Origin of the sequence: Erwinia sp. JUb26, from assembly GCF_003751505.1 — a bacterium.
In the GTDB taxonomy this organism is placed as follows: Bacteria; Pseudomonadota; Gammaproteobacteria; order Enterobacterales; family Enterobacteriaceae; genus Erwinia.
Genome location: NZ_RJVB01000002.1, coordinates 355,481 through 369,513 on the forward strand (window position 1 = coordinate 355,481; position 14,033 = coordinate 369,513).

Below are 14,033 nucleotides of genomic sequence, written 5' to 3' on the forward strand. Positions count from 1 at the left end.
GCCCGCGATTGCCGCGGGCGAACCTCTTAATACTGCTGTGACGGATTCACCACCATCTGCCCCGCCGTTCCGCGATCGGCCATTTCCAGCATCTGGCTGTAATAGACAAACGGGAAGTGCTCGGAGGAGGACTGCGTGAATGACACCAGCAGTTCGACGTCTCCGTCGACCCATACCGTATCCTTCCAGCCGCGATCCTCTGCCATGGTCTGTGCACCGTTGACGCTTTTAATCAGGAACATCACGCCCTGAATATGAAACGCCTGCGGGATATCTGAATGAATCATCCAGCGCTCAAAGCTGCCCTGCTGCGCCTGGGTATCAATGCGCGACATGTCCCACAGCGCACCGTTTATGCCAGGCGTAGAATCACCCAGGCGGAATTCACGGGTGCGGCTGACGGTGCCGGGGATCATCTGATCCGCCAGAATACGCATCGGTAAGTTATCGGTCACTAACGGCAGAAGCCCCGTTGGGCGCAGGGTTAGCACTAGCGTGGAGATCAGGATACTGGACGGTTCAAAAATGCCGCGCAGCCTGTCGACAATGCCTGCGGCGTCGCCTGCCGTGATCGAGACTTCATCGCCCTGGGTCATATCGATCAGCACTTCACGGCGTTCGCCCGGGGCCAGCGACAGCTGATCCACCGCCACCGGCGCGGGAAGGAAGCCCTGGTCGCTGGCAATAACGTTAAACGGGCGGGCGTCGCTCATTCGCAGCTGATAGCGGCGGGAGTTGGAGGCATTGAGTAAACGCAGGCGCACCCAGCCGCGTGAAACCTCCAGGAACGGGTTTTGTACGCCGTTGACCAGCAGCGTATCGCCCACGAAGCCACCGCTGCCCGGCGGGTCATACTCCGGTGAGCCGAAGTTATCCATCCGCTTGTCCTGAATAATGACCGGGAAGTCGTCCACGCCGTAATGTTTGGGAATAGGTAAGGACTTACTAACTTCATCCTCCACCAGCCACATGCCCGCCAGCCCGTTGTACACATGCGGGGCCATGCGGTTCGGCGTGTTGGCATGGTACCAGCAGGTTGCCGCCGCCTGACGGATCGGCACCACCGGTGACCAGTCAACGCCCGGTGACATCATGCGAGCCGCGCCGCCCATCAGCGCACCGGGAACCTGCAGGCCGCTGACGGTCATGGCCACCGGTTCATTCAGCCGGTTGCTGTAGATAAGTTTGACGTCGTCACCGTTCCACACGCGCACCGTTGGGCCAAGATAAAGACCGTTAAAGCCCCAGACCTGCGCCTTGCTACTGCCGTCAAAAGACCAGTGGCTGCGCTGCATCGTCAGGAACAGCGGCTGCCCACGACGAGACTCAATCAGTGGCGGAACCGGCAGCGGCGTGCCCGGTCCGGCAGCCCGCGCGCTGAAGGGTAACGAGGAAGCACAAAGGGCAATGCCTGAGGCCTTAAAAAACTGACGACGACTAAGGGACATACCCGACTCCATAAGCCAAAAACGGCCAACAGGGCGGCCGAAATCCATTGTTATCATTGTGTGCGGGCTGTGCTGCCGCATGAACAACTGCAGGGAGCGCGATGCCACGCTCCCTCCGATAATTTATAGCTTACCTGATGCCTCACGTGCAGCGACTTCAGCATTTAACTCATCAAGTTTTGCCGACATCAGTTCACGGCAGTGGGTTGCCAGCTTACGTACCGACTGATTTTCAAACGCCTTAATATCCACCGGCGGCATCATTTCAACGATCGCCAGACCATTTTTCAGTCGGTTAAGTTTAATTTTGTCATGGGTGTTGGAAACCACGACCGGAATAATCGGTACGCCAGCGGCAACGGCGGCATGAAACGCGCCGGTTTTGAACGGCAGCAGCCCACGACCGCGGCTACGCGTGCCCTCCGGGAACATCCAGAAGGAGATTTTCTTCTTCTGGAATTCACTGACCAGCTCACCGATCGTGCCGTGCGCCTTGGCGCGGTTATCACGGTCAATCAGCAGATTCCCGGTCAGCCAGTACAGCAGACCGAAGAACGGCACCCACAGCAGGCTTTTCTTGCCCACGGTGACGGTCGTTGGCTCGACGATACTCGCCGCGGTGATCATGTCGTAGTTATTCTGATGGTTACAGATATAGATCGCGTTGGGGAAGTTCTCATGCCCTTCCGGACGGCGCAGTTCAACCTTTAAGCCAAACACCGGCGCCAGGCGACCAAAAAGACGGCCAAAGGTAGAAACGTGCTTCGGGTTTCTTGGGCTGAACAGACACCAGATACAGCCAAACACACACACCAGTATCGAATAAATAATGACCACGATGAGACGTAAAATAGAGAGCATCACAACCTCGTTATTGCATGCAGACAGCGTATGCTGACCGAATTAATCCGGCATCCTACGCTGACGAATAGAGTGGCTAACTGTTTTTTATTTTGATGATAGCGGCAGGCTGGCGACATGCACGTCCCCGGCCTGCTCTCAACGAAGGAACATTACTCTTCGCTGTCATCTGCCACAGGACGTGACGGACCATCAACATCCACGCGATCGATGCGCTGCAGGCCGCGTGGCAGCTGGGTACCACGGCGTCCACGCTCTGCCCGGAACTTCTGTAAATCTTCCGCTTTCAGCGTCAGCTTACGCTTGCCGACATACAGAGTAATGGCACTTTGCGGCGTCAGCAACAGCAGCCAGGCCAACTTATCTTCACCCGATGCCGCCTGAGCAGACGGGATAGAGATAATCTTGTTGCCCTTACCTTTGGAAAGCTGCGGCAAATCGCCCACCGGGAACATCAGCATGCGGCCGGCGGCGGTAATCGCCAGCAGCAGATCGTCGTCACCATGGATCGCGAGCGGCGTCATCACTTTGGCATTTTCCGGCAGGCTGAGCAGCGCTTTACCGGCACGGTTGCGGGAAACCAGATCGCTGAAGGTGCAGACAAATCCGTAACCGGCGTCCGAGGCCATCAGCAGGCGCTGGTCATCGGCCTCCATCAGCACCTGTTCAACGACTGCACCCGGCGGCGGCGTCAGCTTGCCGGTGAGCGGCTCGCCCTGCCCACGCGCCGACGGCAGCGTGACCGGGTCAAGCGCGTAGCTGCGACCGGTGGAGTCGATAAAGGCCACCGGCTGGTTACTCTTGCCGCGCGCCGCCGCGCGATAGCTGTCGCCGGCTTTGTAGTTGAGGCCGGCCGGATCGATATCGTGACCTTTGGCACTGCGTACCCAGCCCATTTGCGACAGCACGATGGTGACCGGCTCGGAAGGCACCAGCTCATGCTCGCTGATGGCTTTCGCTTCTTCGCGCTCGCGCAGCGGGGAGCGACGATCGTCACCGTAGGCGTCGCTATCGGCCTGCAGTTCTTTCTTCAGCAGCGTATTCATTTTGCGCTCGGACGCCAGAATACCCTGCAGATGGTCGCGCTCTTTTTCCAGCTCCGCCTGCTCACCACGGATCTTCATCTCTTCCAGCTTGGCGAGATGGCGCAGTTTCAGTTCCAGAATGGCTTCGGCCTGGGTTTCAGAGATGTCGAAACGCGACATCAGCACCGGCTTTGGCTCATCCTCACTGCGGATAATGTGAATCACTTCGTCAATGTTCAGGAAGGCCACCAGCAAACCGGCAAGAATATGCAGGCGTTTCAGTACCTTCTCAAGACGATAGTTCAGGCGACGGCGGACGGTGTCACGACGAAAAATCAGCCACTCGCTAAGGATCTCCAGCAGGTTTTTCACCGCCGGGCGGTTATCCAGACCAATCATATTCAGATTGATGCGATAGCTGCGTTCCAGATCGGTGGTGGCAAACAAATGGTTCATCACCTGTTCCAGATCGACGCGGTTGGAACGCGGCACGATCACCAGGCGGGTAGGATTCTCGTGGTCCGATTCGTCACGCAGATCTTCCACCATCGGCAGCTTTTTATTGCGCATCTGGGCGGCGATCTGTTCCAGCACGCGTGCGCCGGAAACCTGGTGCGGCAGCGCGGTGATCACCACGTCGCCATCTTCTTTTTTCCACACCGCGCGCATACGCACTGAACCGCGACCGCTTTGGTAAATTTTGCGGATTTCGCTGCGCGGGGTGATGATTTCGGCTTCGGTGGGATAATCCGGCCCCTGCACGATATCCAGCAGCTCATCCAGCGTGGTTTTCGGGCTGTCGATCAGCGTCATCGCCGCCTTCGCCACTTCACGCAGGTTGTGCGGCGGGATATCCGTCGCCATGCCGACCGCAATACCGGTCGTGCCGTTCAGCAGGATATTGGGCAGGCGCGCAGGCAGCATTTTCGGCTCCTGCATGGTGCCGTCAAAGTTTGGGGTGTAATCGACCGTGCCCTGCCCCAGTTCACCCAGCAGCACTTCGGCATACTTTGACAGGCGCGACTCCGTATAACGCATCGCCGCGAAGGACTTCGGATCGTCCGGTGCCCCCCAGTTTCCCTGACCGTCAACCAGCGGATAGCGGTAGGAGAACGGCTGCGCCATCAGCACCATCGCTTCATAGCAGGCGCTGTCGCCGTGCGGATGATATTTACCGAGCACGTCACCGACGGTACGCGCCGATTTTTTAAATTTCGCGCTGTTGCTCAGGCCCAGCTCGGACATCGCGTAGACGATACGCCGCTGCACAGGCTTAAGCCCGTCGCCAATATAGGGAAGCGCACGATCCATGATCACGTACATGGAGTAATTCAGGTACGCATTTTCTGTAAACTTGTGCAGCGGAAGGCGCTCGGCACCTTCCTGCATCTGATCGCTCATTGTTCTCTTTTCCTCACATTGCGGCGCTCTGGCCCGACCGCATCATTCTGAAACGGCTATCTCGCCGATAGCGAGCTTCATTCGGTCAGGCAACCCCGCTCCACATCGCGGTAAGTTTGGCGAGGATAGTACCTTATCCTGGCGGGGGCTGTCACAGAGTTCAGTCGATAGCCGTCCAGGGAATGGCATTAAAAATGAGTCACATTGCCCATTAAAAAGCGTTAAACCACACTGGCTAAAAGCGTCGATGAATCAAAAGAGAAGTCGCCGTCGGATTATTGACTGGCAGGCAACAGTGTTGTGATCCACACCACATTTAACCGCCCCTCAGGCTACTGTAGACTGGCGTCAACTTCACAGAATCAGGAATCAGGAATAAGCCATGAGCCATATTTTAATTATTGATGCCGGTAAGACCTTTGCGCACTCGAAAGGGGAATTGAACCATACGCTGACCGGCATCGCCGCCAGCTGGCTTCGCGATGCAGGACACCATGTTGACGTCACCGTGGTGGATGATGGCTACGTGGTCGCCGACGAGATTGAAAAATACCTCGCCGCTGACACCATCATTTATCAGATGCCGGGTTGGTGGATGGGTGAACCCTGGACGCTGAAAAAATACATTGATGAGGTGTTTACCGAAGGCCACGGCAAGCTGTATGCCAGCGATGGCCGCACGCGTTCGGACGCGGCGAAAAAATACGGATCCGGCGGTCTGCTGCAGGGGAAAACGTATATGCTGTCTCTGACGTGGAATGCCCCGCTACAGGCCTTTACCGATCCGGAGCAGTTCTTTGAAGGCGTTGGCGTTGACGGCGTTTATCTGCACTTCCACAAGGCCAATCAGTTCCTGGGGATGGAGGGGCTGCCAACCTTTATCTGTAATGATGTGATTAAGCAGCCTGATATTGCAGGAGATATTTCCCGTTATCGGACTCATCTGAGTACAATCTTTGCTTAACTTAGTCTGTTATTTCGATTCATCGATCTGAGGAAGCGCTATGTTGACCGTTGTGGCTGAAATTTGTATTAAACCGGGCCGTCGTGCCGCAGTGCTTGAGGCGATTGAACGGCTGATACCCTTAGTATTGCAGGAAGAAGGTTGCGGCAGCTATCAGGCGCTGATCGATCATAAAGCGCAGGTGCCGTGGAAGCAGCACTCGCCGGACTCGATTTTTATGGTGGAACACTGGGAATCCCTGCGCCATCTGGAACTGCATCAGCAGGCGGACCATATGGAAACCCACCGGGCGGTCATCAAGGATGACGTCGTTGACGTGAAGATTTTCGTGCTGGAACCCGCCTAAAAAACCCGCGGGCAGCTTACAGTAAATTTTTGCTGGCAAGCTGCTCGCTGAGGTAGTCAAGAAAACAGCTAATACGCGCGGCCAGGGTGCTGTTGCGATAGTAGACCGCATTAACCGGATGCCGCATTTCACAGGTTTCCGCCGCCAGTACCGGTACCAGCTGCCCGCTTGCCGTCGCCTCCCTACAGAGGAAATCGGAAACGCGTACGATCCCCTGCCCGTTCAGCGCCAGATGCAGCAGCGTTTCCCCGCTGGAGGCCCCAACGGTGGGCTTAATCTGCAGCAGCTCGCCGTCGGCCTGCCGGATTGGCCAGATATTGTGCTGTTCCAGCTGACTGAAGCCCAGCAGACGGTGGTGCGACAGATCGGCCACGCTCTGTGGCGTACCGTATTTCGCCAGATACGCCGGGCTGGCCATGATCCTCAGCTTGCTGCTGCCCAGCGCGCGGGCGTGCATGGTTGAATCCCGCAGCTCGCCAATCCGAATCGCAATATCGGTCTGCTGTTCAAGCAGATCAATCACCACGTCATCGGTATTCAGTTCCAGCTCAATCAGCGGATAGCGCTGCGCAAATCCATCGATCAGCGGCACGATAACGTGCAGCATAAACGGCGACGCGGCGTTCACCCGCAGCCTGCCGGAAGGGATTTCGCGCCGCTGCGCAATCTGCTCTTCGGCGGCCTCCACCGAGGCGATGATTTGCCGGGCATGCAGCAGGAATATCTGCCCCTCTTCGGTCAGTGCAATGCGGCGGGTGGTTCTGTGCAGCAGCGTGGTTTGCAGCTTGCTCTCCAGCCGGCTCAGCGCCCGGCTGATGCCGGAAGTGGTCTGGTTCAGGTGTTCGGCGGCGGCGGTAATTGAGCCGCAGTCCACTACCACCACCCACGCACGCAGTTCTTCAAGGGTAATTTTCACTGGGCTGGCCTTTGGGAGAAGAGAGGGAAAACGCGTCGGAAACGATTATGCGGGTATTCAGGCGGATCGTAAATAACGATCCGCCCGGGTATTCAGACTTCGATTTCGGCGGTGTCGCCCTTTTCCTGCAGCCAGTTGCGGCGATCTTCCGAGCGTTTCTTCGCTAACAGCATATCCATCACTGCCAGCGTCTGATCCACATCGCTTTCGTCGACCGTGAGCTGTACCAGACGGCGAGTATTCGGATCGAGGGTCGTTTCCCGCAGCTGTAGCGGGTTCATTTCACCCAGACCTTTAAAGCGCTGCACGCCAGGCTTGCCTTTCTTACGCTTTAACTGCTCGAGGATACCGGCCTTTTCTTCCTCATCCAGTGCGTAGTAAACCTCTTTACCCAGATCGATACGGTAGAGAGGCGGCATCGCCACGTAAACGTGACCGTTTTGCACCAGCGAACGGAAATGACGGACGAACAGCGCGCACAGCAGCGTAGCAATATGCAGTCCGTCGGAGTCGGCATCGGCGAGGATACAGATCTTACCGTAGCGCAGCTGGCTGAGATCTTCACTGTCCGGATCGATACCAATCGCCACCGAAATATCATGCACTTCCTGCGAAGCCAGCACCTCGTCCGAGGAGACTTCCCACGTATTGAGGATCTTACCTTTCAGCGGCATGATCGCCTGATACTCACGATCGCGCGCCTGCTTGGCCGATCCGCCCGCCGAGTCTCCTTCGACCAGGAACAGCTCGGTCCGATTCAGATCCTGCGCGCTACAGTCCGCCAGTTTACCCGGCAGCGCCGGACCGCTGGTCAGCTTTTTACGCACCACCTTTTTGGCGGCACGCATGCGGCGCTGGGCGCTGGAAATCGCCAGCTCGGCCAGCATCTCTGCCGTCTGCACGTTGTTATTCAGCCACAGGCTGAAGGCATCTTTCACCACGCCCGAAACAAAGGCGGCGCACTGGCGCGATGACAGGCGCTCTTTGGTCTGTCCGGCAAACTGCGGATCCTGCATTTTTACCGACAGCACGTAGGCACAGCGATCCCAGATATCTTCCGCCGAGAGCTTCACCCCGCGCGGCAGGATATTGCGGTATTCACAGAACTCACGCATCGCGTCCAGCAGCCCCTGACGCAGGCCGTTAACGTGGGTACCGCCCTGCATGGTCGGGATCAGGTTAACGTAGCTTTCCGTCAGCAGCTCACCGCCTTCCGGCAGCCACAGCAGCGCCCAGTCAACCGCCTCAACATCACCGGCATGCGCACCGACAAACGGTTTTTCCGGCAGCAGAGGCAGGCCGTTAACCGCTTCCATCAGATAGTCGGTTAAGCCATCGGCGTAGCACCAGCTCTGTTCGGTATTGTTAAGCTTGTCTTTGAAGACGATTTCCACGCCCGGGCACAGCACCGCTTTCGCCTTCAGCAGGTGGCTGAGGCGCGATACGGAGAAGCGCGGGCTGTCGAAGAAGGATTCATCAGGCCAGAACTGCACGCGGGTACCGGTATTGCGTTTGCCTACCGTGCCCGTCACCGACAGGTCCTGCACCTTATCGCCGTTTTCAAACGCCATCTCGTAGACTTCGCCATTACGGCGCACGGTCACTTCCACGCGTTTTGACAGGGCATTCACCACCGAGATTCCTACGCCGTGCAGGCCGCCGGAGAACTGGTAGTTTTTGTTGGAGAATTTGCCGCCGGCATGCAGGCGGCAGAAAATCAGCTCAACGGCCGGCACGCCTTCTTCAGGGTGGATATCCACCGGCATGCCGCGCCCGTCATCGATAACTTCCAGTGACTGATCGGCGTGCAGAATCACTTCCACACGTTTGGCGTGACCGGCCAGCGCTTCATCCACGCTGTTGTCGATCACTTCCTGGCCTAAGTGGTTAGGCCGTGCGGTATCGGTGTACATTCCCGGGCGACGACGCACGGGTTCAAGGCCGCTGAGAACCTCAATGGAATCAGCGTTATAGCTGGATTGAGTCATGGTAACAATCTGAATTAGTGGCTAAAAATGATTGGCCAAACTCCGTCCCATCTTACTCTTGCCGGGTTAATCCCAGGAAATCAAACATGGCGGAGAAATGGCGTTCGAATCCGATAAAAGCATGATTTCCGCCCTCTTCTACCGTCTGGCGACAGGCGCTGTAATAGTCCAGGGCCTGGCGGTAGTCGAGCACTTCATCACCCGTTTGCTGTAGCAGCCAGATCAAATCCGGCGACTCTAACGGGTCAATCTGCATCACTTTTAGATCGTAAATATGGCGCGACTCTAACACATATTGCTGGCCGGTGTAGGGGTTCTCATTTTCCCCGAGGAAATCCACCAGCAGTTCAAACGGCCTGACGGCGGGATTCACCACCACCGCAGGTAGCGTAAAACGCTGTGAAAGCCAGGTCGCGTAATATCCGCCAAGCGATGAACCGATCATACCCAGCGGCTCGCCTGACGCCTGCATCACGATATTTTCCAGCAGCGCTGCCGCCTCTGCCGGGAAAGCGGGGAGTTGGGGAACCAGCAAATTAACCGATGGATGATGCTCACGCAGCCAGCTACCGAACGCGGTCGCTTTTGCCGAGCGGGGGGAACTGTTAAAACCATGCAGATAAAGCAGCGTCGCCATCGATCAGTAGCCTTCCGAGTCCAGATCCGGGCTGAAAATTCGCGTAGTCAGTCGGCAGACTTCCGTTTCTACGCGGCCATCATCGAACAGATCCAGCCAGCGCCAGCCGGGGGATTCCGCGTCAATGGTAAAGTTGGTGCAGTGTGGCTTGAACTGGACGCAGGTCGAAGGGGAAGCCAGCACGCGCCTACCCTGCCATTCGAGATCCAGTTCCTGATGAATGTGACCACAGAGCAGGGTTTTCGCCAGCGGATAGCGCTGCAGCACGGCGTCCAGCATATGCGGATTTCGCAGGCTGTGCTGATCGAGCCAGGAGCAGCCGGAAGGCAGCGGATGGTGGTGAAGCAGCACCAGCGTGTGGCGCTGTGGCTCCTGAGCCAGCGTTTTATCCAGCCACTCCAGCTGATACTCGCTCAGTTCGCCGTGCGGCACGCCAAAGACCTGGCTGTCCAGCAGCACCACCTGCCAGCGGTCGCCGATCAGCACATGTTTTTCATCGGCGATACTGGCGTTTGCCAGCGTGCTAAACATGGTTGGTTGAAAATCATGGTTGCCGGGCAGCCAGACGCAGGGAGCGGGCAGGCGCGCAATACCCTCAGCAAAATGCTGATAGGCTTCGGTGGTGTGATCCTGCGCCAGATCGCCGGTGGCAACGATCAGATCATAATGTCGACGTTGTGCAGCGATGGCTTCCAGCACCGCTTCATAACTGGCCCAGGTATTCACACCCAGCAGCGTTTCATGTTTACCTGCGAAAAGGTGAGAATCCGTTATCTGTAAAATCCTGATACTGGACCCACTCGCTACAGGAAGTTTCAACAAGCTATCCAATCAAAGTCCTTAAGGTTCGCGCTCTCTCAAAACGTGTAGCAGCGGGTTCAACATACCGGTATGGCTATCGCACCATGGGACAAACAGTAGCGCAGCCACTCCGCCAGAAACTGGTTAATCTGGTGTTTTTCATCACGCTGATGCAGCTTTTTATTAGGATAATCATAGCGTGCTTTAAATCGATAGATCTGCTGTGTTGAACACACTTCCGCCACCATCGCATCGTGATAGAGCCTGACCGACATCGAAGGCAGGCTCCAGTAGCTGACGGCCGGGGCGGTTTGTTTAATCTCCACCAGCGTGGTGTAACGCGTCGATTCCAGAATGGTAATCTGATAGCTGGCACCGTTCACCTGGTACGCCACTGACACTCCGGCCTGGTCATCACGCGGTAGTAAACGACGCAGCTGGGCAAAATTAGTTTCGCACACGCGCATCATTTCTGGAAAGTCAGGGACGTAACGCTTCATCATTAAGGCTTCCACTCATTACACAGTTGTTTATAGTGCAGCTCCAGCCATTGCAAGGCAATGATCGCAGCAGCATTATCGATTTTCCCCTCTTCCACCCATTGATAGGCCTGACTGCGGCTCACCACATGCACGAGAATATCCTCATTCTCTTCCTCCAGACCGTGGTTTCCCTTCGCCACGCTGGCATCCACTTCACCCACATACATCATCAATCTTTCGGTGGTGCCTCCCGCGCTGGAGAGGTAGCTGGAAATCGGTTTGGTTCGCCCGGCGGTCAGTCCCGCTTCCTCCACCGCTTCGCGCCTTGCAACCTCTTCCGGCGTTTCACCTTCTTCTATCATTCCGGCGACCAGTTCCAGCTTCCAGGGCGTTGGGCTGGTATCCCAGGAGGCGATGCGGATCTGTTCGATCAGCACGACTTCATCGCGCAGCGGATCATAGGGTAGCAGCACCGCGGCATGACCGCGCTCGAAAATTTCCCTGCTTACTTCACCACTCATTTCCCCGTTAAACAAGCGATGGCGGAAACGATAGCGCTCCACTGAAAAAAATCCGCGGTACAGCGTCTCTCGTGCGATAATTTCTACATCGTCTTTGGTGAACGTTACCGGGAATGTGTTACAGATAGTCATAATTGCCCCTTCCGAAAATGATCACAATGATGATAAGTGCAATAGTAATACCGCCAGGTTTGTAGTTTCTGATGAATTTTTTACGTAAATTAAAGCGAGATGGCACTTTCAGCCAACTTACCTTATCGGCAGTCTCTGATAGAATCGGCGATAATTTTTTGGCCTACGCCAGCGCTACCATAGCAATTTTGCGGCACTACAAGGAATGCAAATGAACAAACTGCTCCCTTTACTCATTGGTCTGAGCCTGGGCGGCTTCAGTGTTGCCAGCCAGGCTGAAAACCTGCTGCAGGTCTATCAGCAGGCCCGTTTATCCAATCCTGACCTTCGTAGCTCAGCGGCCGATCGCGATGCCGCGTTTGAGAAAATTAACGAAGCCCGCAGCCCGCTGTTACCGCAACTCGGACTGGGAGCGGACTATAGCTATACTAACGGTTACCGTGATGCCCGCGATTCGAACAGCGATACAAAAAGCGCGTCGCTGCAGCTGACCCAGACCATTTTTGATATGTCAAAATGGCGTGCGCTGACCCTGCAGGAAAAAACCGCCGGGATTCAGGATGTCACCTATCAGACCGCACAGCAGAAACTGATTCTGGATACCGCAACGGCGTATTTCAACGTTCTGAATGCGATTGATACCCTTTCCTATACCGAAGCGCAGAAGCAGTCAATTTATCGTCAGCTGGATCAAACCACCCAGCGCTTTAACGTGGGCCTGGTCGCCATCACCGACGTGCAGAACGCCCGTTCACAGTACGATAGCGTGCTGGCCAGCGAAGTGAGCGCACGTAACGACCTGGATAACGCCGTCGAGTCTCTGCGTCAGGTTACCGGCAACTACTATCCAAGCCTGGCATCGCTGAACGTGGATCGCTTCAAAACGGATAAGCCGCAGCCGGTGAAAGATCTGCTGAAAGAGGCTGAAAGCCGTAACCTCAGCCTGCTCTCCGCCCGTCTGACTCAGGACCTGGCTCGCGAGCAAATTCGCTCCGCTGAAACCGGCCATATGCCTACCGTTGGTCTGACCGCGTCAACCGGCCTGTCAAACAATCGCTACCACGGCGATCGCTCCACCGGCACGGACAATATCAGCGGCAGCAACCAGGTTGGACTGAGCTTTACTCTGCCACTGTACAGCGGTGGTTCGGTCACGTCCCAGGTGAAGCAGGCACAGTATGCGTTTGTTTCCTCCAGCGAGCTGCTGGAAAGCGCACACCGTACTACCGTGCAGACCGTACGTTCTTCATTTAACAACGTAAACGCGTCGATCAGCAGCATTAACGCTTACAAGCAGGCCGTGGTCTCTTCACAGAGCTCGCTGGATGCCATGGAAGCCGGCTATCAGGTGGGAACGCGCACTATCGTTGACGTGCTGGACGCGACAACAACGCTGTTCAATGCGAAACAGCAGCTGGCGAATGCCCGCTACAGCTACATGATTAATCAGCTGAATATTAAATCCGCGCTGGGTACACTCAACGAGGATGACCTGACCACGCTGAATAATCATCTTGGCAAAGATGTTGGCACAACACCGGATGCTGTCGCACCTGAAACCCCACAGCAGGACGCCGCCGCAGATCGCGATTTAAGCCAGCCAGCCAGAGCATCGGCAGGGACGAAGACCAGCGGTAACCCATTCGGGCAGTAATCCGTTATAAAGGGCAGCACCGGCTGCCCTTCTTCCCTTCGATGCAATTTGTAAGCCTGCCTTCACAATCAAACGTATAGCTTCGTAAAGATCCCCGTACCATGCGGGCACATCGCTTCATTTTTCACCGCCATTCCCCTATCCTATGCACTATCTTTGGGCACAGGACAGAAAGCCATGAAACGGACTAAACAGATTAATCACGCCTCTTTTCGTAAAAGCTGGGGCGCACGTCATTTAACGCCGGTAGCCCTGGCGGTAACAGCTGTCATTATGCTGGCGGGCTGTGAGCAAACGGACGAAAGCGTTTCGATGTATATGAACGCAGATGACTGCTCCAGCGCCAACCCGGGTAAATCCGAGCAGTGCTCCGTCGCATTTAATAAAGCGAAAGAAGAAGCGGTGAAAACCGCACCGAAATACGCCAGCCGTGAAGACTGCGTGGCTGAATTTGGCGAAGGCCAGTGCCAGCAGACCCCGGCACAGGCGGGTGTGACTACCAATGCGGAAAATCAGTCCAGCGGCAGCTTCTGGATGCCACTGATGGCCGGTTACATGATGGGCCGTATGATGAGCGGCGGTATGGGCCAGCAGCAGCCGCTGTTCAGCTCAAAAAACCCGGCCAGCCCGGCTAACGGTAAATTCGTCGATGCCGCCGGCAAGAGCTATGGCCCGGCTGCATCAGGCCGCACCATGACCGTACCCAAAACCGCAATGGCACCTAAGCCTGCCACCACCAGCACCGTAACACGCGGCGGCTTTGGTGAAAGCGTGGCGAAGCAGTCCACGATGCAGCGCAGCAGCGCATCCAGCAGCAACCGTTCCGGCACCACCAGCCGCAGTATGGGAGGCTAACG

Annotated in this window: 13 protein-coding genes; 4 read left to right on the plus strand and 9 right to left on the minus strand. The window is 56.3% G+C overall.

Annotated features, from left to right (window positions below; translation table 11 throughout):
• Positions 1 to 26: 26 nt before the first annotated feature.
• The 3 genes from ftsP to parC form a co-directional block, all read right to left on the minus strand.
• Positions 27 to 1,448: a cell division protein FtsP gene (gene ftsP, locus EC836_RS06735; protein WP_123331389.1), complete on the minus strand. Its 1,422-nt coding sequence runs from the start codon at positions 1,446 to 1,448 to the stop codon at positions 27 to 29.
• 123 nt (positions 1,449 to 1,571) lie between these two features.
• Positions 1,572 to 2,309: a 1-acylglycerol-3-phosphate O-acyltransferase gene (locus EC836_RS06740; RefSeq protein WP_123331391.1), complete on the minus strand. Its 738-nt coding sequence runs from the start codon at positions 2,307 to 2,309 to the stop codon at positions 1,572 to 1,574.
• A 152-nt stretch (positions 2,310 to 2,461) separates the two neighbouring features.
• A complete protein-coding gene (parC, locus tag EC836_RS06745; protein ID WP_123331393.1) occupies positions 2,462 to 4,735 on the minus strand; it encodes a DNA topoisomerase IV subunit A in 2,274 nt (757 codons plus the stop codon).
• A gap of 382 nt (positions 4,736 to 5,117) precedes the next feature.
• Between parC and EC836_RS06750 the strand changes: the two genes are divergently transcribed.
• Both EC836_RS06750 and EC836_RS06755 read left to right on the plus strand, forming a co-directional pair.
• Positions 5,118 to 5,699: an NAD(P)H-dependent oxidoreductase gene (locus EC836_RS06750; RefSeq protein WP_123331395.1), complete on the plus strand. Its 582-nt coding sequence runs from the start codon at positions 5,118 to 5,120 to the stop codon at positions 5,697 to 5,699.
• Between the two features lie 40 nt (positions 5,700 to 5,739).
• Positions 5,740 to 6,045, plus strand: a complete 306-nt coding sequence (locus EC836_RS06755; protein ID WP_123331397.1) for a putative quinol monooxygenase — start codon at positions 5,740 to 5,742, stop codon at positions 6,043 to 6,045.
• A 16-nt stretch (positions 6,046 to 6,061) separates the two neighbouring features.
• Here the strand turns inward: EC836_RS06755 and EC836_RS06760 are convergent, their stop codons facing one another.
• From EC836_RS06760 to nudF, 6 genes are all read right to left on the minus strand, one after another.
• The gene (locus EC836_RS06760) at positions 6,062 to 6,961 is read right to left on the minus strand and encodes a LysR family transcriptional regulator (protein WP_123331399.1); all 900 of its coding nucleotides are present in this window, start codon (positions 6,959 to 6,961) and stop codon (positions 6,062 to 6,064) included.
• A gap of 92 nt (positions 6,962 to 7,053) precedes the next feature.
• The gene (parE, locus tag EC836_RS06765; RefSeq protein WP_123331401.1) at positions 7,054 to 8,949 is read right to left on the minus strand and encodes a DNA topoisomerase IV subunit B; all 1,896 of its coding nucleotides are present in this window, start codon (positions 8,947 to 8,949) and stop codon (positions 7,054 to 7,056) included.
• 52 nt (positions 8,950 to 9,001) lie between these two features.
• Positions 9,002 to 9,586, minus strand: coding sequence for an esterase YqiA (gene yqiA / locus EC836_RS06770; RefSeq protein ID WP_123331404.1), 585 nt, complete (start codon positions 9,584 to 9,586; stop codon positions 9,002 to 9,004).
• Between the two features lie 3 nt (positions 9,587 to 9,589).
• Positions 9,590 to 10,417 (minus strand): 3',5'-cyclic-AMP phosphodiesterase, encoded by an 828-nt coding sequence (gene cpdA, locus EC836_RS06775; protein ID WP_123331406.1) that lies wholly within the window; start codon positions 10,415 to 10,417, stop codon positions 9,590 to 9,592.
• A 47-nt stretch (positions 10,418 to 10,464) separates the two neighbouring features.
• Complete coding sequence (locus tag EC836_RS06780) at positions 10,465 to 10,890, minus strand: DUF1249 family protein (protein WP_123331408.1); 426 nt, start codon at positions 10,888 to 10,890, stop codon at positions 10,465 to 10,467.
• Positions 10,890 to 11,522, minus strand: a complete 633-nt coding sequence (gene nudF / locus EC836_RS06785; protein WP_123331410.1) for an ADP-ribose diphosphatase — start codon at positions 11,520 to 11,522, stop codon at positions 10,890 to 10,892. The genes EC836_RS06780 and nudF overlap by 1 nt, the downstream gene beginning before the upstream one ends.
• A 211-nt stretch (positions 11,523 to 11,733) precedes the next feature.
• Here nudF and tolC point away from each other — a divergent pair, with 211 nt between their 5' ends.
• Positions 11,734 to 13,176 (plus strand): outer membrane channel protein TolC, encoded by a 1,443-nt coding sequence (gene tolC / locus EC836_RS06790; protein WP_123331412.1) that lies wholly within the window; start codon positions 11,734 to 11,736, stop codon positions 13,174 to 13,176.
• A gap of 177 nt (positions 13,177 to 13,353) precedes the next feature.
• Positions 13,354 to 14,031 carry a DUF1190 family protein gene (locus EC836_RS06795; protein ID WP_123331414.1) on the plus strand — a complete coding sequence of 226 codons (678 nt, stop codon included), beginning with the start codon at positions 13,354 to 13,356 and terminating at the stop codon, positions 14,029 to 14,031.
• Positions 14,032 to 14,033: the final 2 nt, after the last annotated feature.